27 protein-coding genes, 1 tRNA gene and 1 other RNA gene are annotated in these 24,078 nt (G+C 55.2%); 6 read left to right on the top strand and 23 right to left on the bottom strand.

Annotated features, from left to right (window positions below; translation table 11 throughout):
• Complete coding sequence (locus EDC23_RS04050; protein WP_134081457.1) at positions 1 to 1,377, bottom strand: sodium-dependent transporter; 1,377 nt, start codon at positions 1,375 to 1,377, stop codon at positions 1 to 3.
• A 131-nt stretch (positions 1,378 to 1,508) separates the two neighbouring features.
• Between EDC23_RS04050 and smpB the strand changes: the two genes are divergently transcribed.
• Both smpB and ssrA read left to right on the top strand, forming a co-directional pair.
• A complete protein-coding gene (smpB, locus tag EDC23_RS04045; protein ID WP_134081455.1) occupies positions 1,509 to 1,994 on the top strand; it encodes an SsrA-binding protein SmpB in 486 nt (161 codons plus the stop codon).
• 126 nt (positions 1,995 to 2,120) lie between these two features.
• Positions 2,121 to 2,484, top strand: a transfer-messenger RNA (tmRNA) gene (gene ssrA, locus EDC23_RS04040).
• Between the two features lie 317 nt (positions 2,485 to 2,801).
• Here ssrA and EDC23_RS04035 read toward each other — a convergent pair.
• From EDC23_RS04035 to EDC23_RS04000, 8 genes are all read right to left on the bottom strand, one after another.
• Positions 2,802 to 4,526 carry a putative bifunctional diguanylate cyclase/phosphodiesterase gene (locus EDC23_RS04035; protein WP_134081453.1) on the bottom strand — a complete coding sequence of 575 codons (1,725 nt, stop codon included), beginning with the start codon at positions 4,524 to 4,526 and terminating at the stop codon, positions 2,802 to 2,804.
• A 10-nt stretch (positions 4,527 to 4,536) separates the two neighbouring features.
• Complete coding sequence (locus EDC23_RS04030) at positions 4,537 to 5,028, bottom strand: PAS domain-containing protein (protein ID WP_134081451.1); 492 nt, start codon at positions 5,026 to 5,028, stop codon at positions 4,537 to 4,539.
• A 290-nt stretch (positions 5,029 to 5,318) separates the two neighbouring features.
• Positions 5,319 to 5,747, bottom strand: coding sequence for a YeeE/YedE thiosulfate transporter family protein (locus EDC23_RS04025; RefSeq protein WP_134081449.1), 429 nt, complete (start codon positions 5,745 to 5,747; stop codon positions 5,319 to 5,321).
• A complete protein-coding gene (locus EDC23_RS04020) occupies positions 5,744 to 6,376 on the bottom strand; it encodes a YeeE/YedE family protein (RefSeq protein WP_134081447.1) in 633 nt (210 codons plus the stop codon). Before EDC23_RS04020 ends, EDC23_RS04025 begins: the two co-directional genes overlap by 4 nt.
• A 3-nt stretch (positions 6,377 to 6,379) precedes the next feature.
• Positions 6,380 to 6,982 carry an ankyrin repeat domain-containing protein gene (locus EDC23_RS04015; RefSeq protein ID WP_166668766.1) on the bottom strand — a complete coding sequence of 201 codons (603 nt, stop codon included), beginning with the start codon at positions 6,980 to 6,982 and terminating at the stop codon, positions 6,380 to 6,382.
• Positions 6,983 to 7,380: 398 nt separating this feature from the next.
• Positions 7,381 to 7,824 (bottom strand): DUF1249 domain-containing protein, encoded by a 444-nt coding sequence (locus tag EDC23_RS04010; RefSeq protein ID WP_134081445.1) that lies wholly within the window; start codon positions 7,822 to 7,824, stop codon positions 7,381 to 7,383.
• Between the two features lie 233 nt (positions 7,825 to 8,057).
• Positions 8,058 to 8,720: a VWA domain-containing protein gene (locus EDC23_RS04005; RefSeq protein ID WP_166668765.1), complete on the bottom strand. Its 663-nt coding sequence runs from the start codon at positions 8,718 to 8,720 to the stop codon at positions 8,058 to 8,060.
• A gap of 11 nt (positions 8,721 to 8,731) precedes the next feature.
• On the bottom strand, positions 8,732 to 10,168 hold the full coding sequence (locus tag EDC23_RS04000) for a hypothetical protein (protein WP_208321274.1): 1,437 nt from the start codon (positions 10,166 to 10,168) through the stop codon (positions 8,732 to 8,734).
• Between the two features lie 439 nt (positions 10,169 to 10,607).
• On the opposite strand from EDC23_RS04000, the gene EDC23_RS03995 reads away from it, so the two are divergent.
• A tRNA-Arg gene (locus EDC23_RS03995) sits at positions 10,608 to 10,684 on the top strand.
• 132 nt (positions 10,685 to 10,816) lie between these two features.
• Here EDC23_RS03995 and EDC23_RS03990 read toward each other — a convergent pair.
• Positions 10,817 to 11,149: a TusE/DsrC/DsvC family sulfur relay protein gene (locus EDC23_RS03990; protein WP_134081443.1), complete on the bottom strand. Its 333-nt coding sequence runs from the start codon at positions 11,147 to 11,149 to the stop codon at positions 10,817 to 10,819.
• Between the two features lie 123 nt (positions 11,150 to 11,272).
• Here EDC23_RS03990 and EDC23_RS03985 point away from each other — a divergent pair, with 123 nt between their 5' ends.
• Together EDC23_RS03985 and EDC23_RS03980 are read left to right on the top strand one after the other, a co-directional pair.
• The gene (locus EDC23_RS03985) at positions 11,273 to 12,127 is read left to right on the top strand and encodes a LysR family transcriptional regulator (RefSeq protein WP_134081441.1); all 855 of its coding nucleotides are present in this window, start codon (positions 11,273 to 11,275) and stop codon (positions 12,125 to 12,127) included.
• 267 nt (positions 12,128 to 12,394) lie between these two features.
• Positions 12,395 to 13,573, top strand: coding sequence for a cation:proton antiporter (locus tag EDC23_RS03980; protein WP_134081439.1), 1,179 nt, complete (start codon positions 12,395 to 12,397; stop codon positions 13,571 to 13,573).
• An 89-nt stretch (positions 13,574 to 13,662) separates the two neighbouring features.
• On the opposite strand, the gene EDC23_RS03975 is transcribed toward EDC23_RS03980, so the two are convergent.
• From EDC23_RS03975 to EDC23_RS03915, 13 genes are all read right to left on the bottom strand, one after another.
• On the bottom strand, positions 13,663 to 14,085 hold the full coding sequence (locus EDC23_RS03975; RefSeq protein WP_134081437.1) for a MerR family transcriptional regulator: 423 nt from the start codon (positions 14,083 to 14,085) through the stop codon (positions 13,663 to 13,665).
• 158 nt (positions 14,086 to 14,243) lie between these two features.
• The gene (locus tag EDC23_RS03970) at positions 14,244 to 14,690 is read right to left on the bottom strand and encodes a hypothetical protein (protein WP_134081435.1); all 447 of its coding nucleotides are present in this window, start codon (positions 14,688 to 14,690) and stop codon (positions 14,244 to 14,246) included.
• A 127-nt stretch (positions 14,691 to 14,817) separates the two neighbouring features.
• On the bottom strand, positions 14,818 to 16,827 hold the full coding sequence (locus EDC23_RS03965) for a copper-translocating P-type ATPase (protein ID WP_208321273.1): 2,010 nt from the start codon (positions 16,825 to 16,827) through the stop codon (positions 14,818 to 14,820).
• A 2-nt stretch (positions 16,828 to 16,829) separates the two neighbouring features.
• Entirely contained in the window at positions 16,830 to 17,072 is a 243-nt protein-coding gene (locus EDC23_RS03960) for an SHOCT domain-containing protein (RefSeq protein ID WP_134081433.1), read from the bottom strand.
• Positions 17,073 to 17,106: 34 nt separating this feature from the next.
• Positions 17,107 to 17,592, bottom strand: a complete 486-nt coding sequence (locus tag EDC23_RS03955; protein WP_134081431.1) for a hypothetical protein — start codon at positions 17,590 to 17,592, stop codon at positions 17,107 to 17,109.
• Positions 17,593 to 17,618: 26 nt separating this feature from the next.
• Positions 17,619 to 17,855 (bottom strand): hypothetical protein, encoded by a 237-nt coding sequence (locus EDC23_RS03950; protein WP_134081430.1) that lies wholly within the window; start codon positions 17,853 to 17,855, stop codon positions 17,619 to 17,621.
• A 226-nt stretch (positions 17,856 to 18,081) separates the two neighbouring features.
• Positions 18,082 to 19,074 (bottom strand): YncE family protein, encoded by a 993-nt coding sequence (locus tag EDC23_RS03945; RefSeq protein WP_243830709.1) that lies wholly within the window; start codon positions 19,072 to 19,074, stop codon positions 18,082 to 18,084.
• An 18-nt stretch (positions 19,075 to 19,092) separates the two neighbouring features.
• The gene (locus tag EDC23_RS03940; protein ID WP_166668764.1) at positions 19,093 to 19,410 is read right to left on the bottom strand and encodes a c-type cytochrome; all 318 of its coding nucleotides are present in this window, start codon (positions 19,408 to 19,410) and stop codon (positions 19,093 to 19,095) included.
• 58 nt (positions 19,411 to 19,468) lie between these two features.
• Positions 19,469 to 19,951, bottom strand: a complete 483-nt coding sequence (locus tag EDC23_RS03935; protein WP_134081426.1) for a MerR family transcriptional regulator — start codon at positions 19,949 to 19,951, stop codon at positions 19,469 to 19,471.
• 241 nt (positions 19,952 to 20,192) lie between these two features.
• A complete protein-coding gene (locus tag EDC23_RS03930; protein ID WP_243830708.1) occupies positions 20,193 to 20,582 on the bottom strand; it encodes a DUF3775 domain-containing protein in 390 nt (129 codons plus the stop codon).
• Positions 20,583 to 20,641: 59 nt separating this feature from the next.
• Positions 20,642 to 21,391 carry a sulfur oxidation c-type cytochrome SoxA gene (gene soxA / locus EDC23_RS03925; protein ID WP_166668763.1) on the bottom strand — a complete coding sequence of 250 codons (750 nt, stop codon included), beginning with the start codon at positions 21,389 to 21,391 and terminating at the stop codon, positions 20,642 to 20,644.
• Positions 21,392 to 21,414: 23 nt separating this feature from the next.
• On the bottom strand, positions 21,415 to 21,882 hold the full coding sequence (gene soxX, locus EDC23_RS03920; RefSeq protein WP_208321272.1) for a sulfur oxidation c-type cytochrome SoxX: 468 nt from the start codon (positions 21,880 to 21,882) through the stop codon (positions 21,415 to 21,417).
• A 223-nt stretch (positions 21,883 to 22,105) separates the two neighbouring features.
• Complete coding sequence (locus EDC23_RS03915) at positions 22,106 to 22,528, bottom strand: hypothetical protein (protein WP_134081420.1); 423 nt, start codon at positions 22,526 to 22,528, stop codon at positions 22,106 to 22,108.
• Positions 22,529 to 22,997: 469 nt separating this feature from the next.
• Here EDC23_RS03915 and EDC23_RS03910 point away from each other — a divergent pair, with 469 nt between their 5' ends.
• Positions 22,998 to 23,543 (top strand): porin family protein, encoded by a 546-nt coding sequence (locus EDC23_RS03910; protein WP_134081418.1) that lies wholly within the window; start codon positions 22,998 to 23,000, stop codon positions 23,541 to 23,543.
• The last annotated feature ends 535 nt before the right edge of the window (positions 23,544 to 24,078 follow it).

The raw sequence follows: 24,078 nt of genomic DNA, 5'->3' as shown, positions 1-24,078 counted from the left end.
TTAAATAACGCCGATCAAGTTGAGGAAGACCAGCAGAATCGCCGCCGGAGTAACAAATTTGACCAGGACACGCCACAGATTATAGCGCACCCCGTCGCCCAGTCCGAGCTCATCCCGGCTGGCCTCCCGGCTCATGAACCAGGCTGCGAAGAGAGCGATAAACAGTCCGCCCAGTGGCAACATGATGTTCGTGGTCAGAATATCCAGGATATCGAAAACCCCGTTCTCCTTGAGCTGGCCGGCAAACTCAAACTCGAAGGCCCAATCACTGAAGGAGAAGACGCTGACCACCCCCAGTAACCAGGTGAGAATCCCGGCGTACAGGGTTGCCGTGACCCGGCGCCAATGGAACGTCTCCACCAGCCAGGTGACCACCGGCTCCAGGAGGGAGATGCTCGAGGTCCAGGCAGCAAAACTCAGCAACACGAAAAACAGCGTCCCGAACAGGACGCCGGCGGGCATGTGGCCAAAGGCCAGCGGCAGACTGATGAAAATCAGCCCCGGCCCGGCGCCCGGCTCCATCTGGTTGGCGAAAATAATCGGGAAGATCGCCACCCCGGCCAGCAACGCCACCCCGGTGTCGGCAATCGCGATCATGAAAGTGGTGCGGGTAATCGATGCCGAACTCGATAGATAGGAGCCGTAGACCATGATCGCCCCCATGCCGAGACTCAGGGTAAAAAAGGCCTGTCCCATGGCGGTCAGCACCCCGCCCCAGCTCAGGGCGGAAAAGTTTGGTCGGAACATGAAATTCAGACCCTGCATGAACGCCTCGCCCTGACTCATGGCATAACCCACCATCAGCAGCAACAACAGGAACAGCGCCGGCATCAAAAGCTTGACCGCCGACTCCAGGCCGCTTTTGACCCCGCGGGCGACGATCAGCATGGTCATGACCATAAACAGGGTGTGCCAGAACAGCAGGGTTTCCGGATGGGACAAAAATCCATCCAGAAACAGGCTTTCGACGCCGTCAGCGGTTGCCCCCGTAAAGGTACCACTGGCCGAGCGGAATACGTAGGCCAGCGACCAGCCGGCCACCACGCTGTAATAGGAGAGGATCAGGAAGCCGGCCAGCACCCCCAGCCAGCCCAGCCATTTCCAGTTGGGATTGTGCCCCGACTCAATGGCCAGATCGTACATAGTATTGATGGGACTCTTGCGGCCGCGCCGACCCAGCATGATTTCCGCCATCATCACCGGCACCCCGATCAGCACGATGCAGGCCAGATAAACCAGCACAAAGGCCCCGCCGCCGTTCTCGCCGGTGATATAGGGAAACTTCCAGATATTACCCAGACCAACGGCCGACCCGGTTGCCGCCAGGATAAACGCCCAGCGCGACGACCACTGACCATGCATTGATGTCCGTGCCATAAGCTACGCCCCGTTATTCTCGTTGTTGTGCCCGGATTTTCGGTGAATTCGCCCCCCGGCTCAAGCTTGACGCCGGCTTTTATGCCCGCGCGGCTATCTGCCCCGCTCCCCCTCCGCTATAATGCGCGGCCATGGCCAAACAGCAGAAAAAATCCGCCCGCCCCAGCAGCACCATCGCGCTGAACAAAAAGTCCCGCCACGACTATACCCTGGAGGATCGCTTCGAAGCCGGCCTGGAACTGCAGGGCTGGGAAGTCAAGAGCCTCCGCGAGGGCCGGATTCAGCTGCGCGACAGCTACGTGATCCTCAAGGGCGGCGAGGCCTGGCTGCTCGGGGCCGTGATCAGCCCCCTGCAGACCGTCTCCACCCATATCCAGCCCGAACCGCAACGCACCCGCAAGTTGCTGCTGCATCGCGAGGAGCTGAACAAGCTGATCGGTGCCGTCGAACGCAAGGGCTACTCCCTGATACCGACCGCCATGTACTGGAAAAAAGGCCGCGCCAAGCTGGAAATCGCCCTGGCCAAGGGCAAGCAGAGCCACGACAAACGCGCCGCCATCAAGGAACGGGACTGGCAACGGGACAAACAACGGATTATCAAAGGCGTCAAATCCTGAGTTATTGACCCCACTCGTTTCTCCTCGCCCCTAGTCCCTCGTCCCTCGTCCCTTGTTAATCCCCGCAGAGCCCCTATATATGTACGGAACTATCGGCTAGAATAACAGTCGAAAGGACACTCCAACGGGGGCGACCTGGATTCGACGTGGGTTGCGAAACCGGAGGTGCATGCCGAGGATGCAGGTTTCCTCGTAAATCCATCTGCAAAAATATAGTTGCCAACGACGACAACTACGCACTCGCCGCTTAAAACCCGGTAGGGTGCCCTCTGACTGAAGCCGTGCCTGTGCGTTCAGATTCCAGGGGTCATATCTCACAGGATCGCGTCAAAGCTCGTCCGGGGCCGCGACGTTAAAACCTAACCGGAATCGCCGTCAGTTGGCCCTGCCCGTCGGGTTGCTGCCGGTTAAAACAATAGACGCGGATAAGCATGTAGAGCCGATGGCAGAGGACTTGCGGACGCGGGTTCGATTCCCGCCGCCTCCACCAAATAAATAAGGGTTGCCGACAGGCAGCCCTTTTTTATTTGTAGCGGCGGTGTGGATGAGGCCCGCGTTTCGGGTTGCCTCGAACCACTGGGAGTGGTTGAGGTACACATGAGGAACCAACAGCGTTCTATGTGTGCCGTAGCGAAGCGTCGGTATACTTGATGGAACTCCGTCAGAAGGTTCCAGGTATCGATTCCCGCCGTACCCGGAATCTCCTTCGAAGCTTCATCGGCATACCAACGTTTCGCTACGGCACCTCCACCGACAAAAGAAAAAGCCACCGCAAGGGTGGCTTTTTCTTTTGTCGGGAAAGTGGCACTAAGGATCCGACCGACGATTTACCCGCTCCCAATCCAGCAGATCCTGAAACTCCCTGGCAGAGACGGCTCGACTGAAATAGTGGCCCTGGGCGATCTTGCAGTTTTGCTCACTTAACAACCGGCAATGAGCTTCTCCTTCCACGCCTTCGGCTATAACAGTAAGCTGAAGCTTTTCCGCCATGGCCAGAATCGCCTTGACGATAGCCGTATCATCGGCGTCGTTGACAATATCGCGAATGAAGTTTCTATCAATTTTAAGTTTATTGACCGGCAGCCGCTTGAGATAGCCGAGCGATGAATAGCCGGTACCAAAATCGTCGATCGTGATCGAGGCGCCATATTCCTGCAATTCTGTGAGAATACGTATGCTCTGCTCGGCATCGTCCATAAGAACCGACTCGGTAATCTCCAGCTCCAGATCCGATACGGCTAACTGGTAAAATTCACAACTCATGAGCACATGATTCACCAAATCACCACGCTGTAACTGAATACCCGATACATTGATCGCAATTTGCGGAATAACATACCCTTGATCACGCCAAAGTCGTAATTGCCGGCAGGCCTCGGTGATCACCCATTCTCCAATCGAGACAATCAGGCCAGTCTCTTCGGCAACAGGAATAAAATTTTCAGGGGGGATTTTTCCCAGCTCGGGATGTTGCCAGCGCAGTAATGCCTCCGCGGCGATTATTTTTCCGTCTTCAAGCAGATTCTGAGGCTGATAATAGAGTTCCAGTTGTTCCTTTTTCAGGGCATCGCGCAGGTTGGTTTCCAGTGTCAACCTTTCATACGCTCTGAGCGAAATATCCCTGGTGAAAAACTGAAACCCGTTACGTCCCTGCTCCTTGGCACGGTACATGGCCGCGTCGGCATTTTTAAGCAACGTCTCGACATCCGTACCATCGGCGGGGCTGATACAAATTCCCATGCTCAGAGTCAGATGCAGATGATTATCATTGACGATAAACGGCTCAACAAAAGCCCTGTTAAGTTTCCCGGCAAAATAGGCTACATGCTCTTCGGATTCGACATCCTCCAGCAACACAATAAACTCATCGCCGCCCAAGCGGGCGACCGTGTCGACCTTGCGAACATTGTTCAGCAGGCGCAATCCGGCATCAACCAGCAACTGATCACCAAATGCGTGACCGAGAGTGTCGTTAATATTCTTGAATCGATCCAGATCGATAAAAATGATCGCCAGGCGATTATTTTCACGCCGGGATCTCTCCAGTGCCTGCGTGAGACGATCCGTGAACAATACCCGATTGGGCAGTGTGGTCAGCGGATCATGGTAGGCCAGAAAATCGAGTTTCTCCTGCGATTGTTTAATGGCGCTGATATCGGAAAAAATCGAGACATAATTGACAACCTCTCCCGCCTCGTTACAGATGGTATTAATCGTCTGCCAGGCGGGAAATACCTCCCCGTTCTTACGCCGATCCCAGACTTCACCCCGCCATACACCTCTTTGTTCGAGGCTGGTCCAAAGCTCGGCATAAAACGCACTGTTGTGAATCCCGGAACTGAATATCCGGGTATTACAGCCCAATAGCTCCTCTTTTTGGTACCCCGTGATGTGGGTCAGGGCGTCATTGATTTCAACAATGCGGTTGTCCTTGTCCGTGATCACGACACCTTCACTGGTACTCTCGAACACCACCGCGGAAAGTCTTTGCCGGTTGTATTCCTCACGCCGTTGGGTGACGTTAAAAAACATGAAAATAATTTTACCGGCATGCCCACTCTGGTCTGCGATGGGGGGTGACCGTTACATCGTAATAGTCATCCTCGATAACAAATTCTGTATGGGTCGCACGTTGCCCTTGTTTGATCAGCTTTTTCAGTTTGTCTTGGCTGGCTTTATAGGGGCAGCCTTTTATCCATGTAAAGAAATTATTTCCAATCACCTGACTGCCATCACCCAGTAGCAGCCTTTTCGCCTGTTCGTTATACATATCGATCCGCATGGTGTCATCGGTTACGATAATGGCGGCGTCAACGGTATTCAGCACTTCGCTGATTTCCGCATAGGCAATATGTAACGCTTCGGCGTTTGCCCGCTGATGCTCCAACATAGCCTGAAAGGCGTCCGCCACCCTACCGAGCGGATCCTGGCTGATCAGAGTATCATCATCGAGTTCGGCGGGATTGGGGGAAGTTGCACCCACCAATGGCAGCAGCCGCTGCAATCTGTCACGCAAGTAGCCGATGGCATTCATCGATCAGAACTCCAATCGCCACGTTTCTGCTCATTATTATCGGCAACCCGACGGGTCTGGATTGGCTGACAGAATCTCAGATTAAACATTATCATTTGCTAAACAGCCTAGCTTAAAGCCCACATAAACTCAAAGGAATATAATCGACCCGCTGGAAAACAGCCGATACCAATCAAATACCTGATGAATCAACTCGGACACAACACGACACAAACGTTCGCGTCACTTATGACGTCCAAATCACAGGCGGCTCAAGCAACTTCGAGGTTGGATAGGGAAAGGAACTCGCGTTAATCACTGACACAAGTGCCAGTATCCCAGCGGAAGTAACGGGCGTGCGCCTTCTTGTGCAAATAGACGCCAAGGAGGATACCTACCATGGTCATCACCGCGGGAATCTTGCCGGCACCCAGCTGAACGAAAACCATGCTCGGGCAGGCGCCGCAGACGGCCCAGCCAAAACCGAAAAGCATGCTTCCGGGGACCGTGCCGGGCTGAAAGAATTTTTCCGGTTTGGGGATTCGCCGGGCCAGCAGGATAAACGCCAGCATCGACAATGCCACGGCACCGGCAAAGGCATACAGCATACGCAGGTCATCCAACACGAACATCTGGTGTAACTCGTCATAGTCGCCGAAGCCGATACGCGCAACGACGTAGCCCATCAAACCGCCAATCAGCCCATACGACAGATACATTTTTAATCGGGATTGCTTCATGCGATCGACGCCTCCATCAATAACGACAGGCCGATAGCGCTGAGCATAAAGACCACGGTGGATAACAGACTGGCGGGAATCAGGCGGGAGCAGCCGCTCAAGCCATGCCCGGAGGTACAGCCGCCTGCCATCTGAGTCCCAAACCCGACCATCATGCCGCCGAACAACAGTGACAGCCAGATTTCCAGCGGCCCGCCAAAGATCCGGCTGTGGGTATCACTGAGTTGAAACTCGAGTTCAAACTGACCGCTGGTCAATGCGGCGATCAGCCCCCCGCCGAACATGGCGAGCAAAAAGATCAGATGCGCGGTCCAGGGGGTGTAACTGACCGTCGTCGACGCTGTCGGCACATCCTCCTCGGGCTCGCTGGCGTCCTGGCCGGGGGTTTTCTCGTCCATGGCGGAGGCGCCAAACTCGGCCAGTGTCGCCGCCAGCAGCGCGTTTTCGATCTCACCCTCGTCCGCCTGCTCCAGCTCGGCGGCGGAACGCCCCAGCTCGCGATCTTCCTTCCAGCCGACCACCTTGGCCCAGCTGCCGGAGACACCCAGCAGCTTGCCAATCAGCAGAAAATAACCAATGCTGACACCGCCCAATGCCAGCGCACCAAGCCACCAGGGCCAATATGCCATGTCTCAGGTCTCCCTGGATCGAAACGGATTAAACCGACGTAAAAACCCGACGACTTCGTTCATTTCCGGCTCGGCCTCTTCCGGCGGGGGATTACCGGAAGCTGGCGCTGTTTTTTCAGCGGGATGGGTCGCCATGTATTTGTTCAGAATATTGCGGCATTCGCTAAAACCGGCTTCCTGAGCCATATCAATCGCACGCTTCCCTTCCCGGTTTGTGGCATAAGGATCGCAACCGTATTCCAGCATCAGATTGACCAGTTCCGGATTGCCGACCGCCACCGCGGCCATCAGCGGGCTGAGACCTTCCTCGGTCTTGAGTTCGTAGGAGGACATACCGGTCTTGATCAGCGAGCGAACTACGCCGACCCGCTGTTTCTGAATAGCGTTAAACAGCGCCGAGGCGCTGATCTGCTCCTTCGAGCGCCGTTCGACCATCTTGCCGTTGGGTAACAGGGTCAGCGGGACCGGCCTGCCCTCCATCGCAAGCTGATAACGGGCGCACTGATCAAAAACGTTCTCGCAATAGTGCTGTTTCCATAGCTTCAGTGATGCATCAGCGGCAAACTGGGCATAGAGCTGACAGTTGGTAGCGTGTGAACATCCCATGGCATTCCCCCCCCGGAAGCCGGTTAGCGGGTGACGGGCTCGATTGCCGAAACTCCCCGAAATGTGTGCTTCTGGATAAATTGTCGGCGAACAAAATGTGATCTTTAACACATTTTGAAGGGAGATTAATCGAACCGGGCCGGTTCAGGCAACCTATGGGAGGGCGTTTCGGGAGTGCGCGCCGTCCATCCCGGCCCGGGTCCGGCGTAAATTTACCCGTACAGGAGGAGAAACTCCCCGGCCCGGGGATACTCAGAAGGTTACCAGGCGACTACCCCGGCAGCTGACAGGCCACCAGGGCCAACGGGCGGGGGCTTTGGACCTGAACCGGTTTCTCGGTCCCCCGGAACCGGACAGCGGCGGCCCCGATCGGGGCGGACGAAGGCCAGGAGCCCGTTTTATGACACTGTGGCGGTTTTGTCAGTCTGTTTGTCGTGATTAATGAACATGGCCAGCCAGTCGTGCAACAACAGATTTGCCTGACGTTTTTCGTCAGGATATAACATCCCGGCATTGGGCAATTCATAACGTGCCAGCAACCGCTCGACCCCCTGATAGCCGATCACCTCGGCCAGCCTGGCGTCATGATAGACCCGCACACTCATACGCAAATCACATACCAGGGATGAAACGCCTTCAAAGCACTGGGACAACTGCAAAAGCTGGGTATAGGGGCCGAATTCAGCCACCTGGATGTCCAGCCGGTGCTGCGCATGCCGGATCTGATAGTGACCGACATGTTCCTGTGGTAAATCGGGAAGCAACTGGCGCAAAAACCGGTAGTTCTTTTCGTAGAACCACATGGGTTGCTGCCGGCGATGCTGTGCAATGGTATGACTCATCAGGCTATTTCCACTGTCTCTCCAGAGTCTGTCGGCTCCAGGCCTCAGGACTTGACCTGCATTCAGGTTACCATCGAAGACGCTGGATGTGTAGACCGGCCAAAAGATTCCGCGACGCGGGATAATGCGAGTCGCCAATGCAGTGTGAACCGCGAAAGAGCTGTCAAGAGATAAAAAAAGGGCCACCGAAAGAAATCCGATGGCCCGTCAGGAGCTGTTTGCGCAGCGGTGAGTTAATCAAATTCCATCACTGATTCCAGTCTTTCCATGTCATTGACCATTTTCCACTGCCCCCCGCCTGACTCGACGCGCTTTTCCCATTCGGCCAGACGATCCATGTATTTCCGTGGATCCACATTGTCACTGGCCAGTTTTATCACGTTTAACGCAACCACATTAAACCCGTCAAGCTGCAATGCAATATCCCGGACATAACCTTCCTTGATATCTTCTTTCATGTCCGAAAAAATTAAAATGGTTTTACTTCCCGGACCAACTTCGTTGAGGTGTTCAACTGCCTGCAGAATACCCCCGGTGATATCAGTATAGGAACTCGGCTCAACTTCCTTGACAAACTGGTCGATGGTTTCCCGAAAAACACGCCGCTGTGTATTGGCCTGACTTGGGCGTGTATCGAAGGTTTGCCGGTGCACGATATCTTTTTCACTGAAACTGCCCGTATCAATGCGGGCAACCGCAAAGGTATCCCCCGGCTCCAGCTCGCTCAGAACATAATTGATAATTCGCTGCGCTTCTCCCAATTGCTCTGTATAGGTACCTGAGGTATCAAGCAACATATAGACACCGTGATCCCGTTCCTGATTGTGTCTAGAGCAACCTCCGGCGACGACCAGAGTAGCCACCATCATCATTATAAGCAAACGATTATTCTTCATTCCACTCTCCCTTAGTATGCGGATGCAGTGTCAGCTTTTTTGCCTTGACTGTCTTTTTTTTTCGATTCGCGGTCTGTGGCAAGTAGTCGTTCAATCAGCAAAGGCGCGAAAATCAACAGATCGTAGACATTCTCCAGCACTTTTGCGGCATAACGGGCGATATTACCCACAAACCGCAGCAGCCAGGCCAGAGTGCGCAACAACGCGACACCCAGAATCCCCAGGACCGTGCGCAGCGAATGGACAAAGGATTCCAGTGGAATTGCCACAAACACCAACGCAAAAGGCAACATAAACCCCAGCCCCATCTGGGCGGCAGTAGTAATCCACAAGTACCCGTCCTGCACGGCCTCTTCACCGCCTGTCAGCATCGAGGCCTGTTTCATTTCGACCAGCCATTCACGCATATAGGCCAGCCCCGCTTCGACCGAGGCCAGCACAAACAGGATAGTGAAGGTTATCCAGATCATGCGCACACGCATTTTGTCCGGCAATGCACCTATGATCGGAAACAGGCGCGTAATCCGCAATGACTCCATCAGAAATATTCCCATGGCTATCTCAACCAGGATGATCACCAGTGCGGCGACATCCGAAGTTGGCATGCCGATAATCTCGCTTTTGGCGCCGACCATTTCCGACATGGGCAGGGCGATCAGATTAAAGTTAATCATGGCGCCGCCAATGGCAATAACCAGCACAAAAGCCGAGACAAAGAACTGGGTAATAGAGGAGGACGACAACATTTCCAACGCACGGTTACTGCGTTTCTGGATATTTTCATACTCTTCCATATGCCGATCGATTGTGACGGAACGCTGCAACAGACTGTTGACGTTCTTGTCGACCTTGGCAAGTATCTGCTTGACGTTGCGCCAGTGCGGCATCATGTTATTTAACAATTGATGCCGTTTGTGGCTGGCCTTTCGATACTCCTCCAGCGCCCGGGTATTGGCCTTGACCAGCGACTGATGGATGTCCTCGAGCACATTGCCCACCATCGGGTCCCCCTTGGTTGTGGGAATTTTGGCCACCGCTTCTACAGCCTTGACCCAGGCCGGGGGTTCCGGCGGCACTTCCGTGCTCTCCTTGTAATCTTCGTCGATCTTGGTGATCTCTTCACTCAATTGACGATGCAGGGAGGGATACTCGGCCAGGTCTTTGCGTACACTTGCATCAATACGCTCAAACTCTCTTTCAACAATACGCTCGGCGGCTTCCCTCCCCTGATTCAGCAGCACCTCACGATTACGTTCCAGCAGGCGGCTCTCCGCGCGCATAATTGATGCCGAGGTCAGTCTCAGCGCGCCGTGCAGAATCTGGCCGAATGAACGGATAGTACGATGCGCGTGGGTACGTGCGGCCCATAAAACAAAACTCAGAATGATGAACCAGATCAGCGCACTCAGAAGAATACTGGGTACAATCATGAATATCTCGTTTAGCATTATTATCTCCTTGCATCACATCCGAGCAGAACAAGCTCGCTCCAACACGACATGGTAATGGCATTCAGCGGGGCAAAACCGATAAGCGGATCACAGAATGTCCGCGGTTATTTTATTTATCAGTTACTTATTCAACAAAGTATAGAACACCCGCTGAATGTTGCGACATAGAAAAGCGGCAACGTGTCAGTGACTGAATAATTTGTGCGCTGTGCCCGCAAAAACCCCGCGTGCGGCATAAAATTCACTTCCTGGTGGCCGCGGAATCAGGTGCTCTTTTGTCCATCCCGGGGGAAAATTCAATCAGGCGGAATGTGATTCGAGTGAGTGTAAATCTTGCTTGATCCGGACTCGAGGCGAGGAGGTTCTGTCGCAGGCGGGGATCGAACCGGTGCGCGTTGGGTTCCCTTTCCGGCAGTGCTACAATCTGCGGCCATCAGCCCCGATAGCTCAGCTGGATAGAGCGTCCCCCTCCTAAGGGGAAGGTCTCAGGTTCGAATCCTGATCGGGGCGCCAGAAATTCAGCAGCAATGCATGCGCTTCATCACCCGGCATAAGGGACAAGGAAGCCGGCAATTAACGGGGGACGAGACGCAGCTCACCGGCTCCCTTGTGTACTCGTTGAAACAGGCGGCAGGCTGGCTCGATTCAGCCGGTACTCCAGGCCCGTGGCTTGATCATGCCGGCCACCTTGCAGGCCTGCTTGACGTAGCCGTAGGGGAACAACTCAAACAGATGGGCCTTGGCCGTTTTCTTGTCAAAGCCTTCTTCCTTGACCAGATAATCCACCACATGGCGCACATCGGGTGCTGTCTGGTGCTCGGCCCAGTAGCGGCGCATGAACTTGAGTACCGCAAGGTAAGTGTCGTCCAACTCCAGTCCCTCTTCCTCGGCCAGTTCCTGGGCGACCGCTTCGTTCCACTGCTCCGGGTCGATCAAATAACCTTCATTGTCCCGTTCCAGTTCAGTCATGGTCGTCATGGAAGGATCTCCTTTTGCTTTACCGCTATTTAATGTAGTAAAAACGATATAAGTATCATCTAATGCAGTCAAACGATATTATTTGCACTATAATATCGATATTATCGATATAAGAGGCTTGTTATGGACATTGATCAGGCACGCACCTTTCTCGCGATTACCGCCAACGGCAGCTTCCTGGAGGCCGCCAAACAGCTGCATCTGACCCAGTCGACGGTCAGCGCCCGCCTGCAGCGGCTGGAGCAGGAGCTGGGCGCCCGGTTGTTCGTGCGCAACCGGGCCGGCGCCAGCCTGACACCGGCCGGACGACGATTTCTCGACTATGCCAAACGGTTGGTGCTCACGGCCGATCAGGCCCGCGCCGAAGTGGGACTACCGGAACGCTACCGGGCCAGCATCCGGATCAGCGGGCGTATCGCCCTGTGGGAGGGGTATTTGCCCCAATGGGTCGGCTGGATGCGCCGGCAGGCCCCGGATGTGGTGATTCACAGCGATATCGGCTTCGAGGAGGACATCATGCGCGGCCTGATCGAGGGCAGTCTGGATATCGGGCTGATGTATACCCCGACCCACAGCCCCGGCCTGGTGGTCGAGGCGCTGTTCGACGAGACCCTGATTCTGGTCAGTACCCGGCCCGACGATACCGGCCCCGGCGAGGATTACGTCTATATCGAATGGGGACCGGGCTTCTACGCGCGCCATGCACAAAGTTATCCCGAACTGGAAGGGCCCCCGCAGATTGCCAACATCGGCTGGCTCGGTATCCAGCTGATCCTGACCAACGGCGGCAGCTGCTTTTTGCCGGCGCGCATGGCCGCCCCCTTTATTGAAAGCGGTAAACTGCATCACGTCGCCGATTCGCCCGAATTCCGGCATCCGGCTTATATGGTCTACCCGCGCCAGAGTGACCATCCTGTCCTGGAACAGGCCCTGGACGGCCTGCGCGAACTGGCCGCCAGCCAGCATGTGATCGAGTGAGCCCCTCTGTCGCAACGGATAAACGCAGGGCAGCTATAACAGAGATTTGATTGATCCTGTTCTGCCGTGCCGTTTTTTCCATGGAAACACCCGTGTATGCTAAATAGATGTTCCGAATACCAGTACAGAGAGATTGCTTCGTCACGTTGTTCCTCGCAATGACCTCTCTATTTTGGGTCATTGCGAGCGAAGCGAAGCAATCTTTTGAACAAAATGATCTGGTATTCGGAACACTTATTTAGAGGATAAGCAATAACAACGATAAATATGTCTGAACACGCCACGCTATTAATTGCACTCGGCGCGCTGTTGCTGCTGGGCATGGCCACCGACGGGATCGGCAAGCTGACTCGTCTGCCCCGCGTCACCCTGTTGTTGCTATTCGGGTTTGCGGTCGGTCCCGGCGGACTGGATCTGCTGCCCGATCGCAGCGAACAGTGGTTCGAGCTGATTACGACTATCGCCCTGACCATGATCGGTTTCCTGCTCGGTGGCAAACTCAGCCGCCAGGGTATCTTCCGGCACGGCCGCGCGGTGATGGGCTATTCGGTGCTGATTGCCCTGCTCACCAGCGGCGGGGTGATCATCGGCCTGCTGCTGTTGAATACGCCGCCCCCGCTGGCAGTGTTGCTGGGCGCGATCGCCGCCGCTACCGACCCGGCCACCACCATCGAGGTCATTCGCGAGAGCGGCAAGGACAACCGCATCACCCGCACCCTGCTGGGGATCGTGGCGGTGGATGATGCCTGGGGGCTGATTATCTTTTCCGTGGCGCTGGCCGTGGCCGCCGTGTTGACCGGCAACGGTTCACTCTATCAATCGATTCTGCACGGAGTCTGGGATATCGGCGGTGCGTTGCTGCTCGGCCTGGCCATCGGCATCCCGGCCGCGTTGCTGACCGGGCGCCTGCGCCCGGGCGAGCCGACCATTCTCGAAGCGCTGGGGGTCGTGATCCTCTGCGCGGGACTCACCGACTGGCTGGAGGTCTCGCCGTTTCTGGCCGCCATGACCCTGGGCATGGTGATCGTCAATCTCGCCCGGCATCATACCCGCCCCTTTCACGTCATCGATGATTTCGATCGGCCCTTCCTGGTGCTGTTCTTCGTGCTGGCCGGCGCCCAGCTGGAGCTGCTCGGCTTGCTGGAGATCGGTCTGCTGGGAAGCGCCTATGTCCTGTTGCGGGTTGTCTCCCGCTTTGCCGGCGCCTGGAGTGCCGGCGCCTGGCTGCATACACCGGTCAATGAAAGCAACCGACTCGCCCTGTCACTGATGCCCCAGGCGGGCGTGGCCATGGGCATGGGGCTGGTCGCGGCCGAACGCTATCCCGAATTTTCCGAAACTCTGATCAGTGTGGTCATCGGCAGCACCGTCCTGTTTGAAATTCTCGGGCCGATCCTGACGCGGCGGGCACTGCAGGCAGAGACGGGAAAGAGGTCTTCTGAATAACTCAACCCGATATCCCTGTGTAATGACAACATATGCGTTCAGAACGAAAAACCGGTGTGCACCTTGTCCCAATGCGCTATCTCCCCGACTCAATGATTATCAGTGCAGCAGCCATCCAGCTTTACGGCCGGACAGGCCGGGCTGCCGGTACAATCTGGTGCGCCTTTGTTGTTCCAATCAGCGAGAGTGGTTTCCATGCGCGCCTGCAGTTTTTTCAGCTCTTCGATTTTACGCCGGTTCTGTTCAACATGGTTTTCCAGCATCCGGTACAGCAATTGGCAACAATCACATCCCGCCTGTTCATATTGCGTCAGCAGTTCGGAAATTTCGCTCAGGGTTAATCCGATAGATTGAGCCTGACGTATGAATTCAAGCCGCCGGGCATCCTCGGCATTGTACAGCTTGTAACCGTTATGATTATCCCGTACGGGTAGCAGCAGCCCGATACGTGAATAGTAGCGAATTACATGAGGTTCTACCCCAGCCTGCTTGGCCAGTTCGTTAACTTTCATGATCCATCCCCTTGTTGCAGAGTCGAATGCCGAAAAGCATGGGCCTTAAATCGGCCGGTCTATTAGCGGCATTCGGCTGTTTATCCCGTGATATACGTTATTGCGACAAACACAGCCTGGGCGCGCAGAGTGCTGCACGTCAGCCAGGATAGCGGGAATCAAATACGCAGACGTTGTGTGTCCAGATAGACCCGTCTGTTCGGATCGGCGGGAGGTGGATGGTATCTGAAATAGTCATATTCAATTGTTGGCGGAGAAAACCCGGGGTGGTTGCTCAGGACAACCCATTGATCGAATGAGGGCTCGGGGAAATGACGCTGCTCCAGCCCGGCAGGAGGAACTGTCAGATCAATCAGAGTAACCAGCTCGGTTTCACAGTGACGGTGATTCGGCACCGAGCCATGATCATGTTTATGTTTATGGGAAGCATGTCCCGCGTGCGCGGTCTGCTCTGGCGGGTGGCCATGTTCATGCGGCAGGGTTTCCGCCACGGCCTCGCAACAGGGCTGCAACACGGCAAGCATCCAGGATGCCAGCCAGAGAAACAGAATAGGCCGGGTCAATGTTCTGACCATTCCCCGCCAGGGTTGAGTGACTTGATGCATGCCGGTAGTTTTCACACCATCAAGTATAGCCAGTCTCCACCCAAAGTCAGGGTTACCGGCCCGGTTCAATAAATTAAATTCCAGAGGGTCTTTAGCCGGGAGGCGATCGGTACCAACTGTATCCTCCTCACACCACCTGCTGCTTTCGCCCCAGCAACCTGGCATTAATCGCCACGATCACCGTGCTCAGGGACATCAACGCCGCGCCCATGGCCGGGGAGAGCATGATCCCGGCCGAATAGGCGACACCGGCCGCCAACGGGATAGCGATCACGTTGTAGCCGGTCGCCCAGAACAGGTTCTGAACCATCTTGTTGTAGGTGGCACGCGACAACGCCATGATCGCGGCCACATCGCGGGGATCACTGCGCACCAGAACAATATCGGCCGACTCGATCGCCACGTCGGTGCCGGCGCCGATGGCAATCCCCAGATCCGATTCCACCAGTGCCGGGGCATCGTTGACGCCATCGCCCACCATCGCCACCTGCAAGCCGCGCTGTTTCACTTCCCGGATCTTGTCGGCTTTCTCATGGGGCAATACCTCGGCAAAATAATCGTCCAGCTGCAATTCCTCGGCGACAGCACGCGCCACGGCCTGACCATCGCCAGTCAGCATCATGCACTGGATACCGAGCTGTTTGAGCTGCTGTATCGCCTCACGGGATTCGGAACGGACGATATCGGCCAATGCCAGCGCGGCGACGACGTCGCCTTCGACCAGCAGATACACCACCGTTTTACCCGCTGCGGTGACTTTTTCGACCGGGGAGTCGTCGATCTCGATCTGGTTGGCACGTAAATAACCGGGGCTGACGATCAACGTCTCCCGACCGTCCACACTGGCCCGCACCCCCTGCCCGGTAATGTTCTGGACATCCGAGGCCCGGGCGCCGGATACGCCCTTCTCTTTGGCCGATGCGACCACACCACGCGCAATCGGATGCTCGGAGTGACTCTCCAGTGCCGCGGCAACGCGCAATATCGCGTCTTCCGGCCAGTCATCGTTCAGCGGGATGATATCGGTAACCCCGAATCGTCCTTCGGTCAGGGTCCCGGTCTTGTCGAAAACAATCGCGTCCAGATCCCGCGCCCGTTCAAAACTCGCCCGGTCGCGGATTAACAGACCGTGACCGGCGGCCATGCTGGTACTGACCGCCACGACCAGCGGAACAGCCAGCCCGAGTGCGTGCGGACAGGTGATGACCATCACGGTGACCATGCGTTCCAGGGAAAATTCAAAATCCCGGCCCAGCCCCAGCCAGGTCAGCAAGGTGAGAAGCCCGGCGGAGAGTGCGATATAGGTCAGCCACTGGGCGGCGTGATTGGCCAGGTCCTGGGTCCGTGAACGGGAACCCTGCGCCTGGCGGACCATCTCGATCACCTGGGAGAGATAGGTCTCCTCGCCGGTCTTGCGAATTTCCAGGGTGATCGCCCCCTCGCCGTTGATCGAACCACCGATGACCTCTTCACCCGGGCCTTTGCTCACGGGTTTCGATTCACCGGTGAGCATCGATTCGTTGAGACTGGTTTTGCCCTCGACAATTGCCCCGTCGGTAGGCACCTTCTCGCCGGGTTTTACCACGACGCGATCCCCCTGCCGGAGTTCGGTGACCGGCACGTCATCCAGGTTGCCGGCCTCGTCAAGCCGATGCGCCTCGGTCGGCATGAGTTTGACCAGCGCTTCCAGCGCGCCGGAGGCCCCCATCACCGACCTCATCTCGATCCAGTGACCCAGCAGCATGACGTCGATCAGGGTCGCCAGTTCCCAGAAAAAAACCTTCCCGGCCAGCCCGAACACCACGGCACTGGAATAAAGATAGGCGACAACAATCGCCAGCCCGATCAGGGTCATCATGCCCGGCGCACGTTTGCCGATCTCCGAGAGGGCTCCGCTTAAAAACGGCCAGCCACCGTAAAAAAAGACTCCGCTGGAGAGGATGAACAGCAGGTAGCTGTCCCCGGGAAAGGCCAGGGTCGCGCGCAAGCCCAGAAATTGCTGGATAAGCGGAGACAGTGCCAGTATCGGCAGCGTCAGCCCCAGCGATACCCAGAACCGGCGCCGAAAATCCGCCACCATCGCGCCATGATGATCGTGCCCCGACGAGGAGTGTGAATGCCCGCTATGGTTAGGCATAATCAGTCGCTATTGCCGCTAATCTCACGACGCTTTTGTTCGTATTCCTGCAGATCGATCTCGCCTCTGGCATAGCGTTGTTTGAGGATATCCAGGGCTTTATCGGACTGACCCGCGGTGGAAGATTTATTATCCATCAACCAGCGAACGGCAACAATGATCGCTACAATCAGTATAATCCAGAAAAAGATACCGATAAAACCGCCTCCATGACCGAATCCGAAACCCAATCCGCCGTCCATCATAACTGTCCCCGTAATACTGAATTAGATTACCCGCTCAAAACGGCTTGAAGGTAAACTCGACTTCTTCATAACCATTGCTTCTCGGGCGATAAATCTCAACCGTCATATTGTAGGTTGAATCACTTTTCAAGTTGAAAAAATTGCCATAACTCACCGTTCCACTGGTAATCATCTTCTCCATCGGCATGGTGATATTTTCACCTGACATAAACCCTTTTTTGTCAATTTTGGCAATAACGGTTGCATCCTTGATGCGGCTATTGTTCTCCTTGTCAAAGATGGCAACCATAACATGGTAATCATTACTGCCCAGTGAATCGATGCCACCATGCAGACTCTTATCCCTGTCAACAAGATACGGCTCTTTGGTTATCCGGGCTCCAGGAACAATACCAAGATAGACCTGATAAGTCTCGGACGTGGTATGCAGGTCGGTGTTTTCCGCCATCGCGTTCAATGAGAAGACCAGAAACAGCGCTAATATTCCTGTCAGGGTATTTATACGAAAATAATTTTTCACGTCACTCTCCCGTAATTCAAGTCTGATTATTCTTCCATCATATCGAGCTGCATATGATGCATTTCAATGGTATTGATTAGATGATCCTGGTGATGATCCATGTGCCCGCTTTCATTGTCGTGCATCATACCCATCCCCATGTGGAAGCGGTCAACACCGGACTCTTCCAGGGCTTCATCCATCATTTCCCGGTGCTCCCGGATGAGCTGTCTGCGCTTTTCCGCGTCCTGTTCGTGCATCAACCGGTCCCAGTGCTGCTGCATACTTTGCGCCTCTTGCCGGGCATCAAAATTCTTATCCGATTCAGCTGCGACGCCGACTCCGCTTCCCGCAAGCAGGAAAGAAACCATTAATATCCTTAACACAGATTGTTTTATCACTTTATCCTCCTGTTACTTTTCAACATAACCCTGAAACACCACATCGACCTGCAGACTTCGCCTGTCGTTTAAATGTCTCACTCCTGACGGTGTGATAATCAATTTTCTGTCACTCAACAATGGCCATTTGATGGCCTTCGCCCGCCGGAAGTTCGATTTCGTTCGTCACCTTCAGGCTTGCCTGATCGACCACCCAGATAATCGGCTTTTTTCTGCTGGACACATAGACTTTACCCGTACCGGTGATCGTGTTCAGATGATAGGGAGCTGGCGACAGCGTAATCGATTGTTTACTACCGTCCCGGATATCCACGGCAAACAGCTTGTTGTCCTTTTTGCTGCTGACAAACAGAATGTTTCCGTCATCGCCGATATCCAGCCCGTGCACATCGCCGCCGAGACTGTATTCATTCACAACCTCTCCGGATTGGATTGACACCACCGACACCTTTCCAGCGCGGGGATTCGTCACATACAGTGTTTTTTGATCCCCTGAGAACACCAGATGTTCCGGACCCGGCCCCGATTCCAGGGTACGCAGTACCTTCCATGATCCCAGATCGATTTCAACAATATTATTGGATGCCGTATTGCTGACATAGGCACGATGGCCCTCTGTTGTCACGACGGCATAATTCGGGACATTACCGGTTTCAATGGTTTTGATAACCTTGTTCTCCTGCAAATCCACCACGCTGACATACCCCCGCATCCCGTGCGTTGACAGTACATAACGCCCGTCAGGCGTGATGGCCTGATGATGGGTCCAGCCTGCCACCGGAATGGTCGACATCACATGACCGTGTACAGGGTGTATCAGATAAAGCTGACTGTTAGGCGCATCTTCAGGCTGATCGGGTTTTAGCGCCGTCTCATTCAGGCTTCCGGCGATCAGATACTCGCCATCGGGGGTGGCCACCAGGCCGTGCGCATTTTCCACGCCGCTATAGGAAGCGGTAATCCGGTCTGTTTTGGCATCAACCTGGATAACCTGGTTGCCGGTGCCCAGCGGAATATAGACCTGCGGTGCTGCCAGCAACCAACCACTATATACCGTTAACAGCGCCGCAATAGCGATACGATCGATTCTGTTTCTCATCATTTTGCTCCTGTCCATGACCTAGTTATTGTCGACCAGGATTCGCAAATAGTTCACAATCGAATGGATCTGTTCTTCAGTCAACGCCGGATTCCCGCCCTTTGGCGGCATTGAGACCGGACCGTCCGTGCTTTCGACACCGTTGATGATCATCGCTACCAGTTCCTGATCCGACTGTTTTGTCCACAAGCGGTTTGAAATCATGCTCCTGACGCCCGGCATGGCCCCTTCGCCATCGTGGCCATGGCAGACGACGCAATTGTTCTCGTAGAGCGACTTGCCGGCTGGCATTTCCGCCCTGACCACGGTATAAGCGTCAACCAGCAGAAGAGCGACCACCAGGACCCCTCCACTGATAAACGTGCAAATCATTTGCCTGTCACAACAGAGGCTGTCATTAACGACCATAACCCGCCCCGCCCGAGAACGCCTCAACCAGCTGATGTACACTGTTTTCACTGGGCACGCCGTTCTCGAGTTCGTCCCAGCGTTGTATGACGCTCTCCATACACGCCTGCCAGTTCATCAGCTCTTCCAGTCGCGCCCGGTTTCTATGCAGCCGGCTTTGGATAATACTTCGCACCGTCGGGCAGGGTGTCCGGCTTTGCCTGGCGTGTGCCAGAATCGCGCTGATCTCCTTTAAGGTATAACCCAGCGATTTTGCCTTGCGGATAAATATCAGCCGGGCGATATCCTCCGAACTGTATACCTTGTACCCGTTATGCCGATTGCGCCGCGGCTGGATCAAGCCTATCCGGGTGTAATAACGGACCACCTCCGGCTCGAGCCCCGCTTCACCGGCCGCCGCCTTGACCGTCATCTGTGCCTGTTGCTCCGGATTGGAAATTTGCTCTCTCCCCGCATCTGCAGAGTCACTCACAGGTTTGAGTCTAGAAGGTGTGAGCCGCACACAGGTCAAGCTGCCCGCTACATATCAGAGAATGCTTATCCGGGAAATAGCCGATCCGACTGTGAGGCGTATCAAAAGAAATTACATTTTGTGTCGGATTATTCGCTGCGTCGAACCTGTCAGGCCCCTGAACGACCCCGAACAACTCATCGGGCGTGACAAGACGCTAGCTGTTTTGGTAGCGGGCTGCCGCGAAGGAGTTGCCGGGCGATCACGCCTGGCAGCTATAACCGTGAAGACGCAGCCCTTCTTCGAGATAGTCGGCGATATAGGGGATCGCAATGATCTGCTCGGGAGAACTGGAGGCCAGATTCTCCACCGCCGTCTGTAGCGCGGCGTCCCACTCCGCCAGGGCGTAATCATCCCGGCCCAGCCAGGCGAGCGCCAGCAACTGGGCCTGCTGGTCCGGCTCCATATCCGCGAGGGCGTATTGCAGTTCCCGGTAAACAGGATCCGCCCGGTGATCGGCCAATACCTGCAGGGCCCAGTCATCACCGGGATTATTCGGCATCTCGGGGATCACCACCGATTCCTTGGCGTGAAACTCGCGGGCCAGCTGGATAATGTTGCAAATCCGTTCAGGATTGAGTTCAAACATCATCGCACCTCCTTCTGGTCACAACCCGAGTCTGGCACAAAACAACGATGATTATGCGGCGATCATTGGCGCACGCCCGGCGTCTCGATAGGCAAACCGTTGCCGCGTGCACTCATATACACTTCCAGATCGATATACTCCTGTGAACCCGGCTCGTAAGGCATCGCCCGCAGCGTGCCATAACAGCCGATAAACTTTTCGTGCAGGCTCATAATATTACCGTCGGTAACGCGGTAAATGGGAAAGCCGTTGATCTGGGCCTGATTGAGTATCTGCCCGCGCAATCGCTGTCCGGCATAGGTCTCGTGACAATGCACGCAGGCCATGTCACGCTGTCCGATACGGGTATGGAAAATCTCTTTCCCCGCCTCATAGTGTTCACGCATCGGCCCGCTCACATCCACATTCATCTTTTCGCCCCGGGCGCGATGGCGCACGAAGGTCTCCAGGGCGATCAATTCGTCGGCATCATAAAGCAACGGAAACTCTTCCTGATGATAGGCATAACACTGGTTGATCCGGCTTTGTAATGTGACCGGGCCATGCTCTTCATCATAAATCGGATAGGCGGCGATGCGTTCGGGGTCCAGCTTCTCGCCATCATCGCCGTGGCAGCTGGCGCAGGATTTGCCGTTAAAGCCCGGTTTCTGAAACAGCTCCCGTCCTCGATCCACTGTTGCCATGCCCGGGTTGGCGAAGTCATCATCCTGCATCTGTTTGAGTTCCTCACTCAACAGTTCGTAACTGGACTGCGGCTCCAGCGCAAACAGCGATCCCGGGATCATCAACAGGGCAAAAGGTACAATTTGCATATACCACTTTGTCATCATACCCCTCATTTTAGCGTCATAAGATAGGCAACCACGTCTTCCACTTCCTGGGCGGTAAGCACCGTGGTCTTGTAGGCTGGATGGGGACGGTGATATTTGTCGGGTCGCTTGTAGAAAGCCGGCATGATGGTATTGGGATTGACCCGTTGCTCGTTCACGATCCGCAGACGCAACTGACCTTCGCTCAACCGGGAGCCGACCCCGTTGAGTGGTGGCGCGACGGTACCGTGCATGGGCTCCTCGGGAATCGGCATCAGGTGACAGGCCAGACAATTACCGCGATCGCGATCGATCACCACCGCCTTGCCCCGCTGTGGGTCACCCTGCAGGCCACCGAGCGGTTCGGGTATAGCCAGGCCCTCCGCTTCCCACTCAACATACTCCTCGCCGTGTATCGGTCCCGACAGGGAGAAACCGACAATGCCAACAAGCGCCGTCAATACCGGCCTGAAATTGAAAAGTTTCGCTATCACACTAACTATCATGGCAGTTTAAAATTATAGTCGCGTACGAACGCTAAAGAGTTGATCTGTATCAACATTGAGGCATTGCTGCTTCGGATAAGCATTACGCCATCAAGCTCTCGAATCCGCTTGTCATGCCGAAAGACCAGTGCCCCACCAGACCAACTCATTAAACCATCATTTCAACAGATCGATGACTGATGCATTTATCGGGTTACGACTTGTTCGCCAATTACAACGTTTTGAGATCCGCCGAATCCTGCAACCACCCGTCCAGCCAGCTCACCAGCAAGTGCCGGGCAATATCCGGATCACGTATCTGCCCGAGCACAGCACCGGCCGGCGCATCCAGGAGCTGGCCTCCCTCGTCGAGAAATACGCGCCCTACACGCTGTATTGCCTCATCCCCCACATGATCCAGGTAAATCTCCCCGAGCGGATTTCCGCCGTCGATCACCAGCCGCAAACCAATATAAAACAGCTCACCAACATAAGTGATCTCGGCCATAGCCTGTCGCTCATGATCCGGGCCCGTGATCCCCAGATGCCGTCCCGCGTGATGAAGCTGCGATACAAATGCCCAGTATTCGTTATCGAACTGCCTGTAGAGCTGTGCCACCCGATGGATGCGCTCTGATACTTCGTCATGCTCCATTCTCTGCCTCCGATTGTTATCTGTTCAGTCTCAGCATAGACCGGGATGAGCCACCTGTCCTGTAATCACTCCGTAAAGATTAGGACTCTAACAGTGACGATCCTGAAAACAAAACAGACTCCCATGCAAGAGAGAGCCGATTTTATTTTATAACCCAATCCTAACAGGCAAAACGCATTGGGAAGGTCCGATGAACCCGCAGGGATTCAGGCGTCGCAGCCGCGGGCGCGCCGACATTCCGCGCAGGATCCGCCTGCGTGTCGAACCGGCCATTCGACGTCGGCGGTTCGAATTCAGCTGGTACAACGGCTAAAATCATCAACTTGGCACTCATAAAACACGCTTTTTGTATCGGTGTAGCCCGGTTTTCTGCTATTTTCACCGGCAGAATCATACATCGCTCGGCGCTGGTTGCGGTTCGCTCCCTGCCCGCGGTTTGGGTGGAGAATTTTTGACCAAGGAGAGAAACATGCTTAAAAAACTTGCTGTCGCTGTGCCGTTCCTGTTGCTTGCCTTCCCGGGTGCCTCGCTGGCTGATACCTATATCGGGATTGGTCACCACTGGGGAGACTATAAAAACGAAAACGAGGTCAAGTCAGATCCCACTGGTCTGAAACTCACGATAGGCAAATATCTGCTGCCGGTGATCGCCATCGAAGCGCACTTTCTCAAAGGTATCGGCTCGGATGCTATTAAAGTCTCCGGTCTGGATAATGGGTCCCAAATGGAGCTCGATCGAGCAGAGTCGTTATTTCTGCGAGGTGACTTGCCTCTGGCCGAGCGGGTGAACCTGTACGGCCTGGCCGGTTACTCAACAGGCCGGCTTGATGCCGCCGGTGGCGGGTATGACGTCACCGACAAAGCAGACGGGGTCTCGTATGGCGTCGGCCTTGAGATTGTCGGGCAAAATAACAGCTATATTTCCGCTGAATACATCCAATACCTTGACGAGAGTGATAACGGCGTTGATTTTGAATACAAGGGCGTCAACGTCAATCTCGGTATGCGGTTCTGATACCTGTCTGTCATTCTTCGGCTGCGCCGACAGGCACAGGGAGACGAAAAAACCCATTCCAGTAAGGAATGGGCTTTTTGAGTGGCGCGACGCGAACGAGCAGCGCGAGTTGCGAAGGCCCGATGAAACCCGAGGGGGTTCCGGGGCCGCCCGGAAGGATTGACGCGAGGCCTTCCCTGGCCTCACGCCCTGCGGGCGACACTTTGTGTCGTCCACAAAATTGCCGGGAGCAATTTTGAACAACTGTGCGGAGCACCGTTGGCCCGAAGGGCGAGCCCCAGGGATGGGGCGAGTAAATCGGCTGGTCGCTCCCGGCTTCCTGCCTCCCGCGACATTAGTACATCCCTGTACGTCATCCTGCCGATTTGTCGAACCAACCAATTTGTAGTCGGAGGTTCAAATCCTGCTGGTACAGCGGATAAAACAAAAAGGGCCACCCGAAGGTGGCCCTTTTCGTTTTATATGGCGCGCCCGGAAGGATTGATGGCGCACATCCCTGTGCGCCACCCCTTCGGGGCGGCCTGCGGCCGTCCAA

It is taken from the genome of Thiohalophilus thiocyanatoxydans (assembly GCF_004366735.1).
Classification (GTDB): domain Bacteria; phylum Pseudomonadota; class Gammaproteobacteria; order UBA6429; family Thiohalophilaceae; genus Thiohalophilus; species Thiohalophilus thiocyanatoxydans.
This window is presented reverse-complemented; position numbering and strand designations above follow the sequence as displayed.

Coding starts and splice junctions, on each gene's coding strand:
- EDC23_RS04015 (WP_166668766.1), bottom strand. CDS start 6,982: ATGGGATGTTCACACGCTACCAACTGTCAGCTCTATGCCCAGTTTGCC.
- EDC23_RS03915 (WP_134081420.1), bottom strand. CDS start 22,528: ATGGAGCATGACGAAGTATCAGAGCGCATCCATCGGGTGGCACAGCTC.
- EDC23_RS03980 (WP_134081439.1), top strand. CDS start 12,395: ATGTCTGAACACGCCACGCTATTAATTGCACTCGGCGCGCTGTTGCTG.
- EDC23_RS03945 (WP_243830709.1), bottom strand. CDS start 19,074: ATGATGAGAAACAGAATCGATCGTATCGCTATTGCGGCGCTGTTAACG.
- EDC23_RS04005 (WP_166668765.1), bottom strand. CDS start 8,720: ATGAAGAATAATCGTTTGCTTATAATGATGATGGTGGCTACTCTGGTC.
- EDC23_RS03965 (WP_208321273.1), bottom strand. CDS start 16,827: ATGCCTAACCATAGCGGGCATTCACACTCCTCGTCGGGGCACGATCAT.
- soxA (WP_166668763.1), bottom strand. CDS start 21,391: ATGCAAATTGTACCTTTTGCCCTGTTGATGATCCCGGGATCGCTGTTT.
- EDC23_RS04050 (WP_134081457.1), bottom strand. CDS start 1,377: ATGGCACGGACATCAATGCATGGTCAGTGGTCGTCGCGCTGGGCGTTT.
- smpB (WP_134081455.1), top strand. CDS start 1,509: ATGGCCAAACAGCAGAAAAAATCCGCCCGCCCCAGCAGCACCATCGCG.
- EDC23_RS03930 (WP_243830708.1), bottom strand. CDS start 20,582: ATGATGTTTGAACTCAATCCTGAACGGATTTGCAACATTATCCAGCTG.
- EDC23_RS03990 (WP_134081443.1), bottom strand. CDS start 11,149: ATGACGACCATGACTGAACTGGAACGGGACAATGAAGGTTATTTGATC.
- EDC23_RS03950 (WP_134081430.1), bottom strand. CDS start 17,855: ATGCAGCAGCACTGGGACCGGTTGATGCACGAACAGGACGCGGAAAAG.
- EDC23_RS04020 (WP_134081447.1), bottom strand. CDS start 6,376: ATGGCATATTGGCCCTGGTGGCTTGGTGCGCTGGCATTGGGCGGTGTC.
- EDC23_RS04025 (WP_134081449.1), bottom strand. CDS start 5,747: ATGAAGCAATCCCGATTAAAAATGTATCTGTCGTATGGGCTGATTGGC.
- EDC23_RS03960 (WP_134081433.1), bottom strand. CDS start 17,072: ATGATGGACGGCGGATTGGGTTTCGGATTCGGTCATGGAGGCGGTTTT.
- EDC23_RS03970 (WP_134081435.1), bottom strand. CDS start 14,690: ATGCATCAAGTCACTCAACCCTGGCGGGGAATGGTCAGAACATTGACC.
- EDC23_RS03910 (WP_134081418.1), top strand. CDS start 22,998: ATGCTTAAAAAACTTGCTGTCGCTGTGCCGTTCCTGTTGCTTGCCTTC.
- EDC23_RS04035 (WP_134081453.1), bottom strand. CDS start 4,526: ATGTTTTTTAACGTCACCCAACGGCGTGAGGAATACAACCGGCAAAGA.
- EDC23_RS03975 (WP_134081437.1), bottom strand. CDS start 14,085: ATGAAAGTTAACGAACTGGCCAAGCAGGCTGGGGTAGAACCTCATGTA.
- EDC23_RS04010 (WP_134081445.1), bottom strand. CDS start 7,824: ATGAGTCATACCATTGCACAGCATCGCCGGCAGCAACCCATGTGGTTC.
- EDC23_RS03985 (WP_134081441.1), top strand. CDS start 11,273: ATGGACATTGATCAGGCACGCACCTTTCTCGCGATTACCGCCAACGGC.
- EDC23_RS04030 (WP_134081451.1), bottom strand. CDS start 5,028: ATGAATGCCATCGGCTACTTGCGTGACAGATTGCAGCGGCTGCTGCCA.
- EDC23_RS04000 (WP_208321274.1), bottom strand. CDS start 10,168: ATGCTAAACGAGATATTCATGATTGTACCCAGTATTCTTCTGAGTGCG.